We start from the raw sequence: 19,332 nt of genomic DNA on the forward strand, positions 1-19,332 counted from the left end.
TTTACTCAGATTTTTCGCGCGGTACTGAAATATAGATTTCAGCGCGCCGGTTCTTTTGCCGCTTTTGTTCGGTGTCGTCGTTCTTATGAATACGCTGCGATTCGCCCGCACCCTGCGTGGTAATGCTTTTCGCAGGCACGCCTGCTGCCACAAGCAGCTTCTTGACGAACGCCGCACGCTTTTTTGACAGCTGCTTATTGGCCGCGGTGTCGCCCTGGCTGTCACCGTGCCCGTAGACAAAGATGCGGCCCCGGCCCGCCTTCTTGAATTCTGCGGCAGCGCGTCTCGCTGCGGTTTTCGCATCACCGACAGCGGCGTCATGCACACCAGAGGCGAAATAGATTCTGCCCAGAAACGTGAATGTACCGCCGCCGAGCCGCGTTTTCTGTCTCTGCGCTTTGGCTTCTTGTGGCTCTGCTTCATCTGTTTTTTCTGCAGCAACCGGCGCTGGTTTTTCGACCTTGTTGCCTTTCGGCGCCATCACGAACCGCACCTCAAGAGTTTCAGGCACGCTGTCTTTGTACTGGTCGAGCATCACGCTAATGCTGCGCTTTTCTTTTAACGGTTCAAATCCCTTTTTTTCTGCCTCTACCTCGAGCACAAAACCTTCGAGAGCCGACAGCGCCTTTTCTTCGCTACCTTCAAAGTCATCGAGGCGAATGAGTGGCTGCTTTTTGCCGGCAGTGAACTTTATAAATTTCGTTGCCTTCGGCAGCAGTTTTTGTTTCGCCTTAGGCGAAATCACTTTGCCCTGCGCATTCTCGAAAGTTATGCGCAGGTTCACCACTTTGGGTACTTTAATATCGCGCACAAATAACAGGTCTTTGTCGATTTCTGGCTTTTCATAAACCTTGCGTGTGTCGATGACTTCGTCGATTCTGCGAAATCCGGCTGCGCTTGCCTGCAGGCGATATTCTTTCTGGTTAATCAACTGAAAATTAAAGCTGTTCCCTTTTTCGTCGGATGTATTCGTCTGCTGGCTGATTTCACCTGAGGCAAGGCTGATCTGCGCATTCACCGCGCGGTTTGTACCTGCGATGAGGGTTTTTCCCCTGAGGCTCAGGCGAATCGTCGGCCGCGCAAACAGCGGGACGCGTGCACGGTAGATATCAAATGCGCCGAGGCCCTCGGAGCGGTTCGAAGTGAAATAGACCCTTTCGCCGCTCGCGATAACTGTCGGGTATTCGTCGTCGAATTCTGAGTTAAAGGGTTTACCGAGATTGAGCGGCTTCGCCCAGCCCTTTTCGGCGATATGCTCGGCATCGGGGTTTGCGAGTTTCGAAACCGATTGGGTAAAATAAATGTCGTAACCGCCAACGCCGCCGCTGCGGTCAGACGAGAAGTAGAGTGTAGTTCCATCGGAGTGAATGGACGGTGTCACCTCTGACGCAGCCGTATTCACGCTGCCGGCATTGAATGCCGGCCCCCATTTGCCGGTTTTTTCATCGCGCTCGACGAACCAAATGTCGTCGCCACCCTTGCCGCCGAGACGGTCCGATGAGAAAAACAGATAGCGCCCGTCTTGTGAAATAGAAGGCATGCGGTCGTGAAATTCAGAGTTCACTGCCGTCACGGCTTCGGGCACTGACCATTTGCCGGCTTTCCAGACGGTGTGGTAAATATTCGTGAGCGCCGGGCCGGGCCGCGTCGGCGAAGCGAACGAACAGAAGTACATTTCGAACTCCCCCGATGGCAAACGCCGCAACGACGGGTGGCCGTCGAGGTTCTCAGAGTTGACCGGCAGGCCCACATTGCCCGAAACTTCAAAAAGCGGGTCGACTCCCTTCTCTGCATTCTTGTTCATCGAATACCAGAGGTCAAAGTCGCCCTCAGGGCCGGCTGCGGGGTCGCGGTTCGACTGAAAAAAGAGAAATTTTTCATCGGGTGTGATATAAGGAGTGTATTCGCTTTCATGCGTGTTGACGCCTGCCCCGAGGTTATGCAGGTCGGCAGCCTCATTCGGCGTAATCGGATAGTTGGCGGCAATGGCAATGAGCGAGCCCGCTGTAGCAATAGCTACAACGGTGGTTGTGGTAATCTTCTTAAACATGAACATTTGTTCCCTTTCGTCCGAAAACTTTTTCAGGGATGTACTGTGGAGAAAAACTTAAGGCAGCGCTCACGTGCGAACCTGTGATCGACGATAGGTGCGCGCGCTTCGGTGCCAAAAAAGTTATCATTCTTGAGCCAGCGATCGATGTAGATATTCTTCGGGTCGAATTTCTTCTGCTGCTCGCTCGGGTTGAATATACGAAAGTATGGCGCCGCATCGACGCCGATGCCCGCACTCCACTGCCAGCCGCCGACATTCGAGGCAAGTTCAAAATCGAGCAGGTGCTGCGCGAAAAAATGTTCACCCCAGCGCCAGTCGCAGAGCAGGTGTTTGGTCAGAAACGACGCCACGAGCATGCGCACGCGGTTGTGCATGAACCCTGTCGCAACGAGCTCGCGCATGCCGGCGTCTACGAGCGGATAACCCGTTTCGCCGCGCGTCCAGGCTTTAAAGTCGGCCTCGCTGCCGGGAAATTTGAGCTGCTCATAGATGGCCCGAAACGGCCGCTTGGTGGTGTGCGGGTAATACCAGATAATCATCTGGTAGAACTCGCGCCAGATCAGCTCGGCGAGAAACTTCTGGCTGAGCCGGGCGGCGAGCGCGGCGAGAGCGCGTATCGAAACAGTGCCGAAACGCAGGTGCACCCCGAGGCGTGATGTGCCGGCAACCGACGGTATGTCGCGCGTGTCGCTGTAGTGTTCAATCAGCGCGGCGTCGAAAAGCGGCGGCGGCACGGCAATCGCCGATCTTTCAAAGCCGATCGCGCGCAGACCCGGATTCTGGTGATCTGCGGTTGCGGGTAGAAATTTACCCTTTGAGGCAAGTTCATGATAAACCGGTGGCTCATCGGCGAATCTCGCGAGCCACCGGCGCGAATAAGGTGTGAAGACATTGTAGGGCTTGCCGTCATCTTTTAGAACTTCATGAGGAGCGAAAACGACATGATCTTTGTGCGCATGAAATTCTGCGCCCTTTGCCTTGCAGAGCCCGGCAACGGCCGCGTCGCGTTCGCGCGCGTAGGGCTCATAATCTTCGTTGCACCAGATGCCGCGCACATTAAAGCTCTGAAAAAGCCGTTCATAGACACTGAGCGGGGCATCGAAAAAAATGCGCAGCATTGAGCCACGCGCGCGCAGATCGGCGTCGAGTTTCTGCAAGGTGTCGAAAATGAAGGTGATACGCGAGTCGTTCTTGATTTTTAGGTGACGCAGAATATTGGGGTCGAATATAAAAACACACATGACCGGCAGCCCGGTTGCCAGAGCGGCGTTTAGCGCGGTATTGTCGTCGAGCCTCAGGTCGCGCCTGAACCAGTGGATCGCGAGAGAATTTTCATCGCGTTGCACGGTGCCATTCCCTTTCATAGTAGTGCACCAGATTCTGCGTCATGAGCGTCTGCACTTCTGTCGCTACCCGCGCCATATCAGCCGGAAAAAAAGCCATCGACTGCAGCACTTCTCTGGTCAGAAAGCGCATCTCATTTTCAAGCAGCAGCTTCTGCGGCATCGCCAGCGGCTCGCGGGAGAATGCGACAAAACCCCATTCACCGAAACTCGGCACGTATGCATGGTATGGCAGGGTTTTATACCCCTGCGACTCCACAGTATTGTGAATGCACCAGAACGCTGTGCGCGCCACAAAGGGCGAGGTCGACTGCGTCACGGCTACGGCCCCGGGCGCAAGTACACGCTTCAGGCGGTGAAAAAACATGTCTGAATAGAGTTTTCCGATCGCGAAGTTGCCAGGGTCGGGAAAATCAAGAATGACCACGTCGTACTGACTTTTCGGTTTTTCGATATAGATGAAGGCATCTTCATGAAAAACATTCACCCGTTTGTCGGCGAGTGCATCCCGATTCAAATCTCTAAGCCAGGGGTGTTCGCGAGCGAGTTTGGTCATCGCGGGGTCGATGTCGACGAGATCGACACCCACCACATTTGGGTAGCGCAGAAATTCGCGAATCGCGAGGCCGTCGCCCCCGCCCATAATCAGCACTCTGAGTGGAGCCTTTGGCCCCCGACGGTCGAGCACCATCTGTACCGGCACGTGCACGAGCGCCTCGTGGTAACGGTATTCATCGAAGCTGTTAAACTGCAGGTTATTGTTCAGAAAAAGCGAAAAATATTCATGCCATGAAGTGATCACGATCTTCTGGTAGTGTGACTGTTCACTGTACACGACCGGGTCGTTATGCAGCTCTTGGTCGAGAAAGCCCTGAATCGGCTTCGAATAGACGAGAGCGACGACCAGCACGAGCAACACCGCGCACGCCTTCACGAGCAGCAGGCGCAGACGCACCTGTGCCTGAAAGACATAGAGTGCCACAAACGCCACGAGCACGTTCAGAATACCCGCGAGTATCGAGGCGCGAATTAACCCCACCTCAGGCCTGAGCAGCAAGATCGGAAAACTTACTGCGGCGACAAGCCCCCCGATGTAGTCGAGCGAGAGCACGCGCGCTACGAGGTCACGAAAATTCATGCGGTCTTTGAGAATGCGCAAGAGCAGCGGTATTTCAAGACCCACCAGCGTACCGATAACAATCAGCAGCGCATAAAGAACGAACGCATAGTGCGCAGTGAATGAGAACACAATAAAAAGCAGCGGCGCAGCAAAACCACCGACAAGCGCGAGCGCAATTTCGAGATCGATGAATTTTTCGATGGCATTGCGCAGAATGAAGCGGCTCAGGTAAGAGCCTACCCCCATCGCGAAGAGGTAAACACCGATCGTGCGCGAAAACTGCGTCACGCTGTCGCCGAGCAGGTAACTCGAAACCGTGCCGGCGATAAGTTCGTAAACCAGCCCGCACGCAGCGATCAGAAACGCCGAGAACAGCAGCAACGAACTTTGAATTTTTGCCGAGCGCATCGCTTAGAAGCGACCCAACTGGCGCATGAGCTCAAGCTCACCGATGTCAATCTTGCTCAGGCGTGCAATCTCTTCGAGTGAAACATTGTTTTCGGTCAGCGCCTTCAACGCCTGTTTGCGGTAACCGCTATCTTGCACGAGGGAATCGATCAGAAAACCTTTCGTATGGGCGTCGAGCTCTTTGACGGCGAGCGTATTGCGCGGTGCCGCCTGTACCTGAAAGGTGCGATCGGCAGAGGCTGCCATAAAGCGTGGTGTCTCGGGTACTGAAGATTCTGCAACCCGCGCAGGCCTTGACGCTGCAACTTCAGCGCGCGGCTGAAAATTATCGCCTGTGGCGTAAAATTCTGCGCGCGCAGAAATTTCAGCACGTTCTCGCTCCGCCTTTTTTTCCGCTTTGATCTGCTCGGCGCGGCGCAGCACCGCGGCAAAATCTGACTGCGGTTCTTCGGGGGGCGCCGGCATGCTGCGCGCGATTGTCGGCTCGCTTTTCGCTGCCGCCGCGGCAGCAGGTTTTGCGGCGGCTGGCTTTTCACCGAATACCATCGGCTTGATCGCCTTACCGATCGACGACAAGAAGTTCATCATCGCCGGGTTCTCTGCACTCTCGTCTGTGCTTTCGGCAATTTTTATTTTCGCTGGTATGACAACTTTTTGCTGCTGCTCCGGTTGTTTCGTTCTGCCAACGCTGAATTCATCGCGTTCATAGAGATCGCGCATCAGCTCTTCAGCGATCGCTGAATCGTCTGCTGTCTCGGCGCGTTCATCAAAGTATGCAGCAGGCGCCACCATGGGTTTCGCCGCCGGCAGAGGCTCGGGCCGCGGCGCAGCAGGTTCTGCAGCCGCTTTCAGCTGCTGCGACTTTGCCGGTACAGGCTCGACCCTGGCGGCTGCACGCGATTTTTTCAGCGCCCGTTTCTTCTCTTCGGCAGCGAGAGCGGCGGCAGCCTTCGCGGCTTTGCGCTGCTCCGCCGGGGAAAGCTTTTTCGCCTTAGCCTGCACCGGGCTTCGGGGTCTGGCTGCTTTCACAATCGGCGCGGGTTCTTCAACCAGCGGCGCGACCGGCGCCGGTTGCGCCACGCGCTCGCCTTCAGCAGAGCGCGCCAACTCGTCACCGCGGCGCAGCAGGTTCTGCAGCCGCTCGATGCGTGAATCGAACATGACGGTATACCCTTCCATGTCGCGATAAAACTCTTTCATGTCGTTATGAATGCGCGTTTTGTAGAATTCTTTGATCTGCAGATCGACCTGCCGCGTGATTTTGAGCGACAAGATCACGTAGAGCAGCGCTGTCATACAAACGAAGAGCAAGACCGCGAGGCCGATTTCCATAGGCTATGCCTGCCTGAAATTGGCGGGTGTCAAGAATTATGTCACATTAGCGTGCCGCCTATCGGCGGCACGCTAATAGTATGCAGGGTGACTCTAAAACCATCGGCGTCATGATCATGTCTATTCGCATTGGCACCCCTGCAAAACCCGACGCAACGCGCGTGATGCTTTTGGGCTCGGGCGAGCTCGGCCGCGAGGTTGTGGTTGAGCTCATGCGCCTTGGCTGCGAGGTGATTGCCGTCGACCGTTACGATCGCGCGCCGGCGCAGCAGGTTGCACACCGCGCGTTCACGGTATCGATGCTCGACGCAGAGGCGCTGCGCGCGGTCATTAAAGAGGTAGATCCTCATTTTATCGTGCCTGAAATTGAGGCAATTGCAACAGAAGTGCTCAGCGAGTTTGAGGCGGCCGGCGTCAGGGTTGTGCCCACTGCCCGCGCCGCGCAGCTGACGATGAACCGCGAAGGCATTCGCCAGCTGGCCGCCGAAGAGCTGCAGCTCAAAACTTCGCCCTACTTTTTTATTGAGTCTCTCGCCGAACTCAAAGATGCCGCAGCAAAATTAGGATTTCCGCTCGTTCTGAAACCGATCATGAGTTCGTCGGGCAAGGGGCAAAGCCTCGTGAAATCAGCGGCAGATCTTGAGCCGGCTTATCAATATGCTCTCGAGGGCGGCCGCGGCAAATCGGGTCGAATGATCGCCGAAGGCTTCATCGATTTTGATTATGAAATTACTCTTTTAACAGTGAGACATTCTAATGGTACGACCTACTGCGAACCGATCGGCCACCGCCAGGTAAGAGGCGACTACCACGAATCGTGGCAACCGCACGGCATGAGCGCGGCAGCGCTCAAAGAGTCGCAGCGTATCGCCTCAGCGGTGACGAACGCCTTGGGTGGTTATGGCCTCTTCGGCGTGGAGCTCTTCGTCAAGGGCGACACGGTCTGGTTCAGTGAAGTTTCACCCCGCCCTCACGATACGGGCATGGTGACGATGATTTCGCAGAACTATTCTGAATTTGCGCTGCACGCGCGGGCGCTACTCGGCATGCCGCTGCCCGAAATCAAGCTTGCGGCGCCTTCGGCATCGTATGTCATTCTCGGCGAGGGCCACTCGCAGAACTTAAGCTATACAGGCATTGAAGAAGCGCTCGCCGACCCGCAGGTGAATATTCGCCTGTTCTCGAAACCCGAAATCGACGGCGAGCGCCGCCTCGGGGTTGTGCTCGCGACCGGGTCAAGCACTGATGAGGCGCGAGCGCGGGCAAAGGCTGCGAGAGAAAAGGTGTCTGTGCTCTATGGCGCGTGACGCCCTGTCTTTAGATTCAGATTTGACGCAAAATCTTCGGCGAACATGAGCAAAATACTCGTACAGAAATTCGGTGGCACCTCGGTCGGCGACCCTGAGCGCATCAAGCGCGTTGCAAACCGCATCAAAAGCTACCACGAAAAGGGTTACCAATTGGTGGTCGTCGTTTCGGCGATGGGCCACACGACCGACGAACTTGTCGACCTGGCGGCCAAAATTTCGACCAACCCGCCCAAACGCGAGATGGATATGCTGCTCTCAACCGGCGAACAGGTTTCGATCGCGCTTTTGGCGATGGCCCTGCATGAAATCGGCGTGCCCGCGCGCAGTTTTACCGGCGGTCAGGTAAATATCGTCACCGACGGCAATTTCTCGAATGCGCGCATTGAAAGCATCGATACGCAGCGCCTGAACTCGCACCTCGAACAGGGGCATGTCTGCATCGTTGCGGGTTTTCAGGGTGTCGACCAGAACCAGAATATCACGACCCTCGGGCGCGGCGGCTCTGATACAACCGCAGTGGCGCTCGCGGCAGCGCTCAAAGCAAGAGAATGCGAAATTTATACCGACGTCGACGGTGTTTACACGACTGACCCGAACAAGGTCGAAGCGGCGCACAAGCTCGACCAGATCAGCTACGACGAGATGCTCGAACTCGCGTCGCTCGGCGCAGGCGTCTTGCATAGCCGTTCGGTTGAATTTGCAAAGAAATACGATGTCGTCATTCACGTGAAATCGAGCTTCAATTATAATGAAGGAACAAAAGTCGTAAGCGAGAATCTAATTATGGAAAAACTCAAAGTCACCGGTGTTACACTCAAATCAGACGATGCACGCATGACGATCGGCGATATTCCCGATAAGCCGGGCATTGCCGCTGAAATATTTGAAGTGCTGTCTGAGAAGCGCATCAATATCGATGTCATCGTTCAATCCACGGGAAAAGACAAGCTCAACACGATTTCGTTCACATTACCGGTAAGCTCAGTGCGCGATGCCAAAGAAGGCCTTGAGCCGCTGATTCAAAAATGGGGAGCAGGCACAATTTCGACCGATGAAAACATCGCTATTCTTTCAGCGGTGGGCGTCGGCATGAAATCGCACAGCGGGGTGGCCGCCAGCATGTTTAAGGCGCTTGCCGAGCAGAACATCAACATCGAGATGATCTCAACCAGCGAAATTAAAATTTCATGCGTCATCTCGCAAGACCGCGGCAAAGAAGCGCTGCGCCTGATACACACGGTATTCGGCCTCGATAAGGCTACATGAGTCTTGATGGTGGCCTCCATGCCCATCGGTTCGCGCGAAGAGGCACCTCGTGTGCAGCGCGAACCCGGGGCCTCCATGCCCATCGGCTCACTCGAAGAGGCACATCGTGTGCAGACCGAGCCTCGGGCCTCCATGCCCATCGGAGTTTTTGATTCGGGTCTCGGTGGGCTCACCGTACTCAGCGAAATTCACCGCGTGCTACCGCATGAAAACCTCGTCTATTTTGGCGATACCGCGCGCGTGCCTTACGGCAACAAGTCGAGCACGACGATCATCAGGTACTCGCGTGAGATTACGAAATTTCTGCTCAAACAAAACGTCAAAGCGATCGTTGTCGCCTGCAACACCGCGTCATCTTATGCACTCGAAGCGATTCGCGAACTGACCGAGATTCCGGTTTTGGGGGTGATCGACCCAGCCGTGCGCAGCCTCATCGTGCGCGCGCCACAAAGCGCCATAGCAGGTCTCATTGCGACCAAAGGCACGATTGCGAGCGCGTCTTATGAGTCTTCGCTCGGCCGAAACGGTGGCAAACAAAAGCTCGTCGCGCAGCCCTGCCCTCTGCTCGTGCCACTCATCGAAGAGGGTTATGCGAGCAGCAAAGCGGCGGATCTCATTCTGCAAGACTACCTTGAACCGCTCGCCAAAAGCGGAGTCGAATACCTACTGCTCGGCTGCACGCACTACCCGTTGATCGCCGAAAGTATCCGGAGGCTGTATCCGCAGTTTACGTTGATCGACAGCGCAGCTGAAACTGCCACGACGTTGCAGAAGCTTTTGCGCGACGCTGATCTGCTGGCGAAAAGCGAGAGGCCTTCGGTTGAACTCTACGTATCTGATATGACAGAGAGCATGCGCAACCTGAAAGAGCTGTTTTTCGCGGGCAAAGTTGATCGTTTCGAGGTGGCCCAGGTCAGCGAAGAGATGTGAGGGCTTTAGGCCGCTTACATCTCTTTCAGCAGATCGCGCAGATCAAAGTCGACTATATCGGCCGCCGTCACAAGATCGCGCGCGTCGATTGCGGCCGTCAGCTGCCCCATAAGCGCCACCAGTTTTTCGCCGATCTGCATCTTGGCGTCGTTGGCCTTGCGCATCAGCACCACGGCATCAATCAGCGTCGATGAGATGGTTTCGAGCATTACGAGAGCATCTTGCTCTTTGCCCTGCGTGAAGCGCGCGGCGATCTGTTCGACGTCTTGCTGCAGTGACGGTAACTTCTCGCGAAAGAGCGCCACCTTGCCTGCGGCCTCAGCGGGAGACACACGGGAAAACTCCGCATAGCGCAGCCAGAGCCGCAACTGGTTCTGCAGCAGCGCCAGCGCGTTGATTTTTTCAACCAGGTCAGGATTCGTATTGAGAGCGTTCAACGCCCCCGCGATGTTTTCGGGGTTCTCGGCAACGAGATAGCGGCTGAGCGCGTCGAAAGACTCTGCGATAAACGCGCCGCCATTTTTCAGATCACGCTCCTCATTTTCGCTGAGCGACTTGCCTTCTTGAATTGTCCGCGCCAAATGCAAACCCGCACGGTCTGTATAGTCGATCAGCTCGCGCAGGTTTGACTCGACGAGCTGCAGCTGGTCGCCAAGCTGCAGATTGATAACGTCAATTTCGTCTGATGTGAGTTCGGTCTTTTCAGCCGCCTCGGGTTTTGCCGCGACACGGTAGTCGATAATGAAGAGCCCTTGGGATTCAGCCCATGCCTGCAGTTTGTCAAGAATCTGCGTAAACGGCAGCGACTCGCCAAGTTCATAGTTCAGCTCTTCGCCGGTTTCTGATTCAGACTGGCTGATGAGAATTCGCATATTCTATTAACGTCTGCAAAAGCCGCCCGCAGTAGACAATTTGCTCAGCAAGACGGGCAAAAAAAAGCCTAAAGGATCTGTTTTGCAGATCCCTTAGGCTGCAGAGTGGTACGGCGATGTACTTTTTGATTCACGCTGCTGCGCAGCGTGAATCAAAAAACTCAATCCGCCCCCGTGGGCAGATTGAGCTTCTTCATGCGGCCTCAAGCCGCATGAAGAAGGTACTCAGCCAAGGGGCTGAGTACGCTCCGGTTAACGGAGAAGTTGCAGTACGCTTTGCGGACGCTGGTTCGCCTGTGCGAGCATCGCCGTACCAGCTTGTGTGAGAATCTGGTAGCGTGTGTAGCTCGACATAGTTTCTGCCATGTCTGTATCGCGAATGCGGCTTTCTGACGCCTGAATGTTTTCATAAGCGTTCATGAGCCCTTTCGCTGCGTGTTCGAGGCGGTTGTAATACGCGCCAAGGTCAGCACGCTGCTTGCTGATGATGCGCAGTGCTTCATCAGAAAGACCGATTACAGAGTTCGCCTTGCCCGGTGTTGAGATCGAGATGAACGTCAACACAGTGGGGTTTCTCAGCTTCAACGCTGCAGATGTCATTGTTTCGATGAACACGCGCTCGCGCTGGTGCATGTTTGCGCCCATATGGAACCACATTGAAGCAGTTGGGTTGAGGCGTGCAAATGAACCTGTGAGCAGTTTCATCTTGTTGAATTCAGCCTGTGAAGCGATACGATCGACTTCATCGATCAGTTCTGAAATCTCAACCTGAATCTGCTGGCGGTCTTCGTCAGTGTAGATACCGTTGGCAGCCTGTACCGCGAGAACACGGATACGCTGAACGAGCTCTGCAGTTTCTTGCAGGTAACCTTCTGTGGTTTGGATAAAGCTCATACCGTCTTCAGTATTCTGCTCAGCACGACGCAGGCCATGAACCTGTGTACGCATTTTTTCTGATACCGCGAGACCTGAAGCATCGTCGCCGCCGCGGTTAATCCGCATGCCACTCGACAATTTCTCCATATCTTTATCCAGATTCCAGTTCTGGAACTTCAATACGCGGTGCGTATTGATCGCAGACATGTTGTGGTTGATAATCATCTGTTTCCTCCGTGAAACGTATATTGCCCGGTCTTCGAAGATTCGAAGCGCGAAACCTCATGTCTCGCCGTCACCCGCAGGCGACCGCCCAGTCTTACCATATATGTCGACGGATTATATTTTTACTTGATGAAAGATTTCAAAAAAGCGATGCACTTTTTTTCATTTTTCAGAAAAAATGCTAATGCATTTTGTGAGTTGTGCCGAACGCACACGAGGTGCAGAGGATCGCGACTGGAACGAGGCCATCTTTGTCGCGATCCGACGGCGCGCTCAGCGAAGCTGCGCCGCAGGCACACGAAGTCGCCGGGTCTGCGGCTGGCAGGATGCCATCTTAGCTGCAGACGCGCAGGAGGCGCAAGGGCTCGCGACCCGCATAAATGCGGTATTTGTTGCGAACCGACCGCGCACGATGCGCATGGGTTCGCAACCCGCACGGATGCGGTCTTTGTCGCGAACCGAACTCGCACAACGTGCATGGGTTCGCAACCCGCAAGGATGCGGACTTTGTCGCGAACCGACGGCGCACGACGCGCATGGGTTCGCAACCCGCACGGATGCGGTCTTAGTTGCGAACCGAACGCCTGACCCCACCTAAACCCGGCCGGTTCCCGACCAGAATGTTTAATGTCGAAACAAATTTGGCGTAGTTTGCCCGGCTTTTTGGTGCAGCCATGTCTGTTATTTTGTATATTGCCAGATCAAAGATGGGCTTTAGCGGATCTGCACTACTCGAAGAGCTGAAGAAGCTTTATATACTTGAGCGTCGCGAATTTTTTCGCATTATCGGCTTTGGCATTATCCAGGGCCTGCTCGGCCTTATCGTACCGATCGCAGTGGGTAATCTCATTAACGCGGTGTCGTTTGGTGGTCTGCTGCAGCCCGTCGTCATTCTCACGATTATTCTCATCAGCTTTTTGCTCGCCGGCGCCAGTATACGCATTCTGCAGGTGTGGTTTATCGAAATTCTGCAGCGTCGTCTGTTTACCCGCACGGTGATGGCTGCCAGCCAGTCGGCGTTGGCGGCCACGACGCCCGGCGAACGCGACAAAATGAACTACTTTGTGGAGCTCTTCGCCCTGCAAAAGGATATCGTTTCACTGCTCACCGACGGCGTCACATCGCTCATCGCGGTCGTCATCGGCATGTTCGTGATCGCCCTCTATCACCCCTACTTCATTTATTTCAATATTTTTCTGGTGCTCACCGCCGGCTATGTAGTCGGTTACTTTCTGTTTAAAAGAGGGTTTGCACCAAGTTATGCCGAGTCGGACAGCAAATACCGCATTTTGCAATGGCTGCAAGAGAGCGCGACCAAAAAAGCGGGCAACAATCGAAAATTGGACAGCAACCAATTCGAAGAGCTGAGCCGCGACTACCTGCAGAAACGAGCGAGCATATTTACCATCGTCTTTCGGCAGCACGTGGGCATGGTGGCGATATATGTGCTCGGCAACGGTATCGTTCTGATTCTCGGTGGCTATCTGGTACTGAAGAAAGAAATGAGCCTGGGGCAGCTGGTTGCGGCAGAAATCATCGTCTCGCGCATGCTCGATATTCTCTCAAAGTTCGGCAAATATTTTGAGAACTTTTTCAGCATCAGCGATGCATTGCTGAAGCTGCGGCAACTCAATTCGCTTTCGCCCGCACCGACAGAGCAGACGATTGCCGCTCAGAACGAAAGGTATGAGGCATACCTGCACCCGCGCTGGCAGCTCATGAACCTGCGCTGGTATTTCTTCTCGGCGATCGGTCTGATGCTTTTCGTGCTGTTTCTGCCCTGGCAGCAGACGTCGTACGGTGAGGGCAGGGTCGTGGCATTTTCGCCGACTGACAGGCAGCAGACCATTGAAGCACCCGTCGCCGGTCGAATCGTGCATTGGCACGTGCACGAAGGCTCGTTGGTAAAAAAGGGTGATCTGCTCGTGACGATCTCTGACCTCGATCCGCAGATTACCGAGAGGCTTGAGCAAGAGCGATTTGCCCTCACCGATCGCATGCGCGCGGCCCGCAGCAGGGTCGATTCAATCGAATCGCGTGTGACCTCGCTGCAACTGGCGCGCAGCGAAGCGATGAGCGCAGCTGAGAATCGTGTGGCGATGGCGAGCGAACGCGTGAGGCAGGCGCAGCAGACTGTGGCCGCAAGCGAGGCCGCCCTCGAGACGGCAAAGTTGAATTACGAGCGCCAAAAATCGCTCATGGAACAAGGCCTTACCTCTCAGCGTAATGTTGAGCTTGCCGAGTTAGAGCTGAAAAGAACGCGAACTGAAGAGCAGCGTGCGGTCGCAGGGCTCAAATCTGCCGAAGAAGAAAAAAAAGCGATGAGGCGTGATGCAAAGCGCATCGCGAGCGACGCAGACGCGGCTATCAACGACGCGCGGGCGACGATGCAAAGCGCACGCTCTGAGCTCGCCCGCAGCAACGAAGATCTGCCGCGCATTGAAATGCGGCTGTCACGCCAGAAGACGCAAGAGGTGTTGGCGCCTAAAGACGGCATTATCACCCGCCTCTTGGTCTCGCATGAGGCTGAATTTGTTAAAGAGGGCAAAGGCCTGTGTATATTGATTCCCGAATCAGGGCGACGCGCCGTTGAACTGTGGATCGACGGCAACGATGTGCCGCTTGTACGCGATGGTCGTGAAGCGCGAATCATGTTTCAGGGTTGGCCGGCTCTGCAGATCTCTGGCTGGCCCGAAGGCGCCTATGGCACTTTTCCCGCCAAGGTGAAATTTGTCGACAATGCCGACGATGGCCATGGCAAGTTTCGCGTGCTGCTGGTGCCCGATGAAAAACCCGGCGAGGCCTGGCCTGAAACTTCGATACTGCGGCAGGGCATCAGAGCGCGGGGGTGGGTGTTCTTGAACCGGGTATCTGTCGGTTACGAACTCTGGCGAAAGTTCAATGACTTTCCGCCAGAGATTCCAGAAGACATGCGGGGTAAAAAATAGTAATGCGAAAAGCCGCTGCCGCATTTCTCATCGCGACCCAGCTTGCATTGCCCCTGCAGCGGGGTGCTGTCGACGAAAACCTTGCATCTGTCGGCCTCAGCGATGTTTTCACGAATCTCGAAGACACTTTTCCGGTTATTCTGCTCGCCACACGGGAAATCAGAAAAGCAGAATTTGATATTCTCTCCGCGCAGGGCGCCTTTGACCTTGCGCTCAGGGGTTCGGTCAACAACACAACCGGATATTACAATACAAATCGCGGCGAAATGAATATTGTGAAGCCGACACCGATCTGGGGTACATCTTTCTTTGCTGGTTATCGGCTCAGTCAGGGTGATTTTCCCGATTATTATACGCCGCGGCGCACAAACCCCGGTGGTGAAATTCGTTTCGGCGGACGTATACCGATATGGCGCGATCGCGCAACCGACAGCGACAGGCTTGAGCTCAAACAGAGTGAGATCAATAAGACGATTGCGCAAAATGTACTCGATGAGCAGAAGCTCAGCGTGTACCGCGACGCCGCCGCAAGTTATTGGAACTGGGTGTCTGCAGGCAAAAGGCGGCGCATCGTCGGCGATCTGCTGAAAATTGCCGAACTGAGGCAAGACCAGATCAAACGGCGTGTGGCACTCGGCGATATACCGGCGATTGAGTTGCAAGAGAACGAACGCGCAATTCTGGCGCGCAGAGAGCAGATTGCAGCTGCCGAGCGCTTGCTGCAAAAATCGGCGCTCTACCTTTCGCTCTATTACCGAAAAAGCGACGGTACCATGATCTCACCGCGCGACGGTCAATTGCCCGCGGGGTTTCCGCCTGAGGTGGCAATCGACAACAGCACTTTCGACGCAGACAAGCAGCGTGCGCTCAAGAATCGCCCCGAAATCAGGCGGATTGAGAACGAAATAGAACTCGAACGCAACGCGCTGGCTTTTCACGAGAACCAAAGAGGCCCGCAGATCGACCTGATCATTGCCGGCTCGCGCGACATTCAGCAAGGCACTCTGCGGCGCGACCCATGGGAAGCTGAATTCGGCGTCGTTTTTAATGTTCCCCTGCAGACGAGAAAACAAGACGGAAAGATCGGTGGCACGCAAACAAAGATAGAAATTTTGCAGCAAAAGCTCGGCTACCAGCGCGACAAGATTCACCTTGAAGCGAACGACGCATTGATTGCGCTCGAAAATGCGCTGAAGCGCCTCGAGATTATCAAAGAAGAAATTCAGGTCGCTGATAAACTGGCCCGCGCTGAAAAATCACGCTTCGACCTCGGTGACTCGACGCTGCTCATTGTGAACCTGCGCGAACAGGCCGCGGCCGAAGTCGCGTTGCGCCTCGTGGGCGCCGAAGTCGATTACTGGATAGCGCGCGCCGAATATGACGCGGTACTGGTGAAATTTCTGACGGCGCCCAAGAAGCCGGCAACGACCACGAATTAGACTTGCGGCGCCCGCTCATGTACAGAAGATCGTGCGCATGAGAAAAACTCTGATCTCTGCGACGCTGGCTGTTCTTGCCGTCTGCGGTATTTCTGCCAAAAAAAGCGAGACTCTGTGTTTTGCCAATGAAGGATTAAAAGAAAAGCAGACAATACGCTTCGAAGTCAGCAACAACATAATCTCCAAAGGGAGATTTATCCGCGAGAACTACGAAGAAGACGCGCCAAGAACTTCGGCATTTACAGGTTCAAAAACGGGCACGGTTCTGGTCATTGAATTCAAGGGCAAGACACCCTACCCCACGCCCCCCAAATCAGACACAATTGTCTGGAAGCTCGGCAAGCAAGGCCTTGTGGTTTCGATGTACGGTAAGAACTACGAAACCAACAAGTGGTCTGCGTACGATGCGGTCTTCACCGCCTGCAAAACAGAATAAAAATGTGCGCCCGAATGGAGTCGGTCAACGGCGCCGCCTGAAAAATCCGAGGCCTCGCACTTTGCTCTTCGCAAAGTGCTGCTAAAGCGGCCAAGAGGCCTGCCTCGGATTTTTCAATCTCGTTAAGAGCAGAATCTTGCGCGTCGGCGCTTCGTTGACCTGCAAGAACTATTGACCTTCAGATTCGTAGTCTGACAATCTATCCAGCTGTGACCGAGGCAGTTCGTCCGCGAACTGCGGAGGTCTCCGTCTTCGGTGCTAGGGCGCCTGGGAAAAGCCTTGGAAAATTGTGCGCCCGAATGGAGTCGAACCATTGACCTTCAGATTCGTAGTCTGACACTCTATCCAGCTGAGCTACGGGCGCGTTAGGTAAGTAGTCCGAAAAGGCGTCGGCGACACTCCGTCAATCTAAATCATGTATTGCGCCAGAAACTCACCACATTCCAGTGCGGGGTGAACGGAAAACAATCGACCAAATGCAGCTTCGTGGGTCTGAATTGGGCCGCGAGAAGCCGGCGGGCGTCGGTCGTGAATGCCTGCATTCGGTTTGAAACGAGCGCGACGGCGCGCGGATGAAGCCGCTGCAGTAGAGCCGGAACTTCAGGGCCGATGCCAAAACGTGCAGGGTCGAGAATGACGAGATCGGGAGAAGGTGAATCGGGCTCATTGAGCATCTGCCGCAGCGCAGAGGCAGTGTCGGCGCATGTGTATTGAGCATTGGTAATGTTGTTTTGTTGCAGATTGTGCTGCGCCACCCCGATACCAACCTGATTTTCATCAAAGCCTCGTATCAAAGCGACGAGTCGCGCGAAGGGAAGCGAATAGTTGCCGCTGCCAGAGTAAAGGTCGAGCAGAGTGCGAGAGTTTGTCTCGGTGAGATAAATCCTCAGAATTTCGCGAATGGTGTCGCTCTGCGCGCGGTTGACTTGTTGAAAGCAGCCTGCGCGTGTGTACATCTGCACGTCGCCGATGCGTTGCCAGCGAAAGAGCGTCGCGTCGTCGACATGCGCCAGCGCAACGATTGCATTTCGGTCAGCCGCCGCGAGCACGGGCTGCACGGTGCGAAGCAGGTCTCTGCGTTCAGGCGTTGAATAGAGCGTCATGAGCACCTTGCCCTCTTCGACAAGATCGATGAGCTCGATGCCGAAACCGAAGTCTTGCACGACCTCGAAATTCTGTGAACGCAGCGCTGTGAGGCCAGTCACGGTCTGCTGCAACGCAGGGCTTGCGACCGCGCATTGGGTTACGGGCAAGGGCGTGCGTGTGCCTTTCGCGTAAAAACCAAACTCGAATTTTTGCTGAAAGAAGTTCGCATGCAGGTGCAGGCGGCTGCGGTAGCCGGTCGCCTGCGGCGCTGCGTGAATGTTGATCGGCAGGTTCGCGATGGCGGGCATGCGGGCGATGCCGCGCCTGAAAAGCTGCTCTTTTTCTCTGAGCTGGGCTGCGTATTCAACTGCCGGCCACAGGCAACCGCCGCAGCGCCCGGCAAGACTGCAGTGATGAAAGGGCTTATCGACAAGCTCGCCCTGCCATTGGCCACTTCGAACTTCTTTTATGTGAGTTACGGTGACCTGCTGACCGGGAAAAGCAAACGGCACATAGAGATGCCCTAGTCCCGGTACGTGTGCAACACCAAAACCATTTGCATGCAGGCCTGAAATCTGCACGTCGAGGATTTCAGGCGGCGCCGTCATGTTCTCTGAGACGCGCCGACCGCGCCACAAACCGCGAGTGCCTGAAAAATTTTGGCCGGCCGCTTGGTTAACCTGGTGTGGCTGGCATAAACCGGCAAGACAGCCTTTAACAAAGGTGGATCTCTAAAGTGCCCGATGATCTGGCTGAGCACCGGCACCGCGCCATCGAAATCAGTTAAATGCGCCAAAGTGTATTCGGTCGCATCGGGCAGATACCGGGCGAGATAGCTGCGAAACTCTTCGTAAGGGCCGAATAAATAACGGTTCGAAATTTTCTGAACTGTGTTTGCGGCGAGTCTTTTCCACATGCTGTTGAGTTTTCTGTAGCGGGCAATCCACACCGGGTCGGGAAACGCCGCAAAGTCAGTGAGACTGCCGGTGATGAACACATACCTGATAGCGGTCGGCAATGGAGCACGGTTGAGTTCTTCGAGCGCGATGCTGCCGGGGGCAAGTTCGATGAATGCCTCACTCGAAAAGAAGCCGTCGAGCTCTTGCTGCGCTTCGGTCGTGACGCGAAAGAGCCGGCGCGCAAGCCGGCGAAAAAAACCCGGGTTCGCCTCACCGGGTGCGTCGGCACGCGCGAGAACCTGGGTGAGTTTGGTGAAAAGATTGCGCGCTTCGCGCTGCGTCGATTCTCTGAGCAAGGCAAGCGGGCTGCCGTAATGCGGAGTGCCGATGGTGATGAGCGCATAGACCCGGTCGGCGCTGTAAAGCTGCACCAGGGCGCGTGCAGCAAGCCCACCCATGCTGTGACCGATGAGGACAACCTTGTCTGCCGCGTTGAGCGCGCAGATCGCCTCGATGCCGGCTGCGAGTTCTTCGGCCTGCTGCCGGTAGGTCAGATGGTGGTTACTCGAGAAGTTCCAGGTATAAAAATCACCGGCAGTCGGCGGAGGTATTTTGGCCGAAGGCTGGGCCGAGACCGTGCCGCCATAGCGCAGGTCATAATCTTCGACGAAGGCCGTGACAGTTTTATGCCAGGTGCGGCTGCTCGAGAACAGGCCATGCACAAGCAAAACCGGATACCGGAGATTCTGTTCGGCGCTGCGTTTGAGCATTAAGTCCTCAACCCCTGTG

14 protein-coding genes and 1 tRNA gene are annotated in these 19,332 nt (G+C 55.2%); 6 read left to right on the forward strand and 9 right to left on the reverse strand.

Translation table 11 applies throughout. The annotated features are described in order from the left end of the window. Position 1: 1 nt before the first annotated feature. The 4 genes from TURPA_RS01105 to TURPA_RS01120 are packed head-to-tail and all read right to left on the reverse strand — an operon-like array spanning position 2 to position 6,256. Positions 2 to 2,050 carry an OmpA family protein gene (locus TURPA_RS01105; protein WP_169314388.1) on the reverse strand — a complete coding sequence of 683 codons (2,049 nt, stop codon included), beginning with the start codon at positions 2,048 to 2,050 and terminating at the stop codon, positions 2 to 4. A 32-nt stretch (positions 2,051 to 2,082) separates the two neighbouring features. After that, a complete protein-coding gene (locus TURPA_RS01110; RefSeq protein ID WP_014801439.1) occupies positions 2,083 to 3,417 on the reverse strand; it encodes a cryptochrome/photolyase family protein in 1,335 nt (444 codons plus the stop codon). Further along, complete coding sequence (locus tag TURPA_RS01115) at positions 3,386 to 4,924, reverse strand: polyamine aminopropyltransferase (RefSeq protein ID WP_014801440.1); 1,539 nt, start codon at positions 4,922 to 4,924, stop codon at positions 3,386 to 3,388. The genes TURPA_RS01110 and TURPA_RS01115 overlap by 32 nt, the downstream gene beginning before the upstream one ends. A 3-nt stretch (positions 4,925 to 4,927) precedes the next feature. Beyond that, complete coding sequence (locus TURPA_RS01120; protein WP_014801441.1) at positions 4,928 to 6,256, reverse strand: hypothetical protein; 1,329 nt, start codon at positions 6,254 to 6,256, stop codon at positions 4,928 to 4,930. Between the two features lie 80 nt (positions 6,257 to 6,336). On the opposite strand from TURPA_RS01120, the gene purT reads away from it, so the two are divergent. The 3 genes from purT to murI are packed head-to-tail and all read left to right on the forward strand — an operon-like array spanning position 6,337 to position 9,762. Beyond that, positions 6,337 to 7,563 (forward strand): formate-dependent phosphoribosylglycinamide formyltransferase, encoded by a 1,227-nt coding sequence (gene purT / locus TURPA_RS01125; RefSeq protein WP_014801442.1) that lies wholly within the window; start codon positions 6,337 to 6,339, stop codon positions 7,561 to 7,563. A 45-nt stretch (positions 7,564 to 7,608) separates the two neighbouring features. Then, positions 7,609 to 8,832: an aspartate kinase gene (locus TURPA_RS01130; RefSeq protein WP_014801443.1), complete on the forward strand. Its 1,224-nt coding sequence runs from the start codon at positions 7,609 to 7,611 to the stop codon at positions 8,830 to 8,832. Positions 8,833 to 8,850: 18 nt separating this feature from the next. Beyond that, complete coding sequence (gene murI / locus TURPA_RS01135; RefSeq protein ID WP_053332086.1) at positions 8,851 to 9,762, forward strand: glutamate racemase; 912 nt, start codon at positions 8,851 to 8,853, stop codon at positions 9,760 to 9,762. Positions 9,763 to 9,776: 14 nt separating this feature from the next. Here the strand turns inward: murI and TURPA_RS01140 are convergent, their stop codons facing one another. Beyond that, positions 9,777 to 10,634, reverse strand: a complete 858-nt coding sequence (locus TURPA_RS01140) for a hypothetical protein (RefSeq protein WP_014801445.1) — start codon at positions 10,632 to 10,634, stop codon at positions 9,777 to 9,779. Between the two features lie 252 nt (positions 10,635 to 10,886). Beyond that, positions 10,887 to 11,735, reverse strand: coding sequence for a flagellin N-terminal helical domain-containing protein (locus tag TURPA_RS01145; protein WP_014801446.1), 849 nt, complete (start codon positions 11,733 to 11,735; stop codon positions 10,887 to 10,889). Between the two features lie 674 nt (positions 11,736 to 12,409). Between TURPA_RS01145 and TURPA_RS23835 the strand changes: the two genes are divergently transcribed. The 3 genes from TURPA_RS23835 to TURPA_RS01160 are packed head-to-tail and all read left to right on the forward strand — an operon-like array spanning position 12,410 to position 16,558. Further along, positions 12,410 to 14,683: a biotin/lipoyl-binding protein gene (locus TURPA_RS23835; protein WP_014801448.1), complete on the forward strand. Its 2,274-nt coding sequence runs from the start codon at positions 12,410 to 12,412 to the stop codon at positions 14,681 to 14,683. 2 nt (positions 14,684 to 14,685) lie between these two features. Then, entirely contained in the window at positions 14,686 to 16,122 is a 1,437-nt protein-coding gene (locus TURPA_RS01155; RefSeq protein ID WP_014801449.1) for a TolC family protein, read from the forward strand. 37 nt (positions 16,123 to 16,159) lie between these two features. Then, positions 16,160 to 16,558, forward strand: coding sequence for a hypothetical protein (locus TURPA_RS01160; protein WP_014801450.1), 399 nt, complete (start codon positions 16,160 to 16,162; stop codon positions 16,556 to 16,558). Positions 16,559 to 16,848: 290 nt separating this feature from the next. Here TURPA_RS01160 and TURPA_RS01165 read toward each other — a convergent pair. From TURPA_RS01165 to TURPA_RS01175, 3 genes are all read right to left on the reverse strand, one after another. Continuing rightward, positions 16,849 to 16,922, reverse strand: a tRNA-Arg gene (locus TURPA_RS01165). Between the two features lie 49 nt (positions 16,923 to 16,971). Beyond that, positions 16,972 to 18,252 carry a class I SAM-dependent RNA methyltransferase gene (locus TURPA_RS01170; RefSeq protein WP_014801451.1) on the reverse strand — a complete coding sequence of 427 codons (1,281 nt, stop codon included), beginning with the start codon at positions 18,250 to 18,252 and terminating at the stop codon, positions 16,972 to 16,974. After that, positions 18,249 to 19,313, reverse strand: a complete 1,065-nt coding sequence (locus tag TURPA_RS01175; RefSeq protein WP_014801452.1) for an esterase/lipase family protein — start codon at positions 19,311 to 19,313, stop codon at positions 18,249 to 18,251. The genes TURPA_RS01170 and TURPA_RS01175 overlap by 4 nt, the downstream gene beginning before the upstream one ends. Positions 19,314 to 19,332 lie beyond the last annotated feature (19 nt).

Source organism: Turneriella parva DSM 21527 (assembly GCF_000266885.1).
In the GTDB taxonomy this organism is placed as follows: Bacteria; Spirochaetota; Leptospiria; order Turneriellales; family Turneriellaceae; genus Turneriella; species Turneriella parva.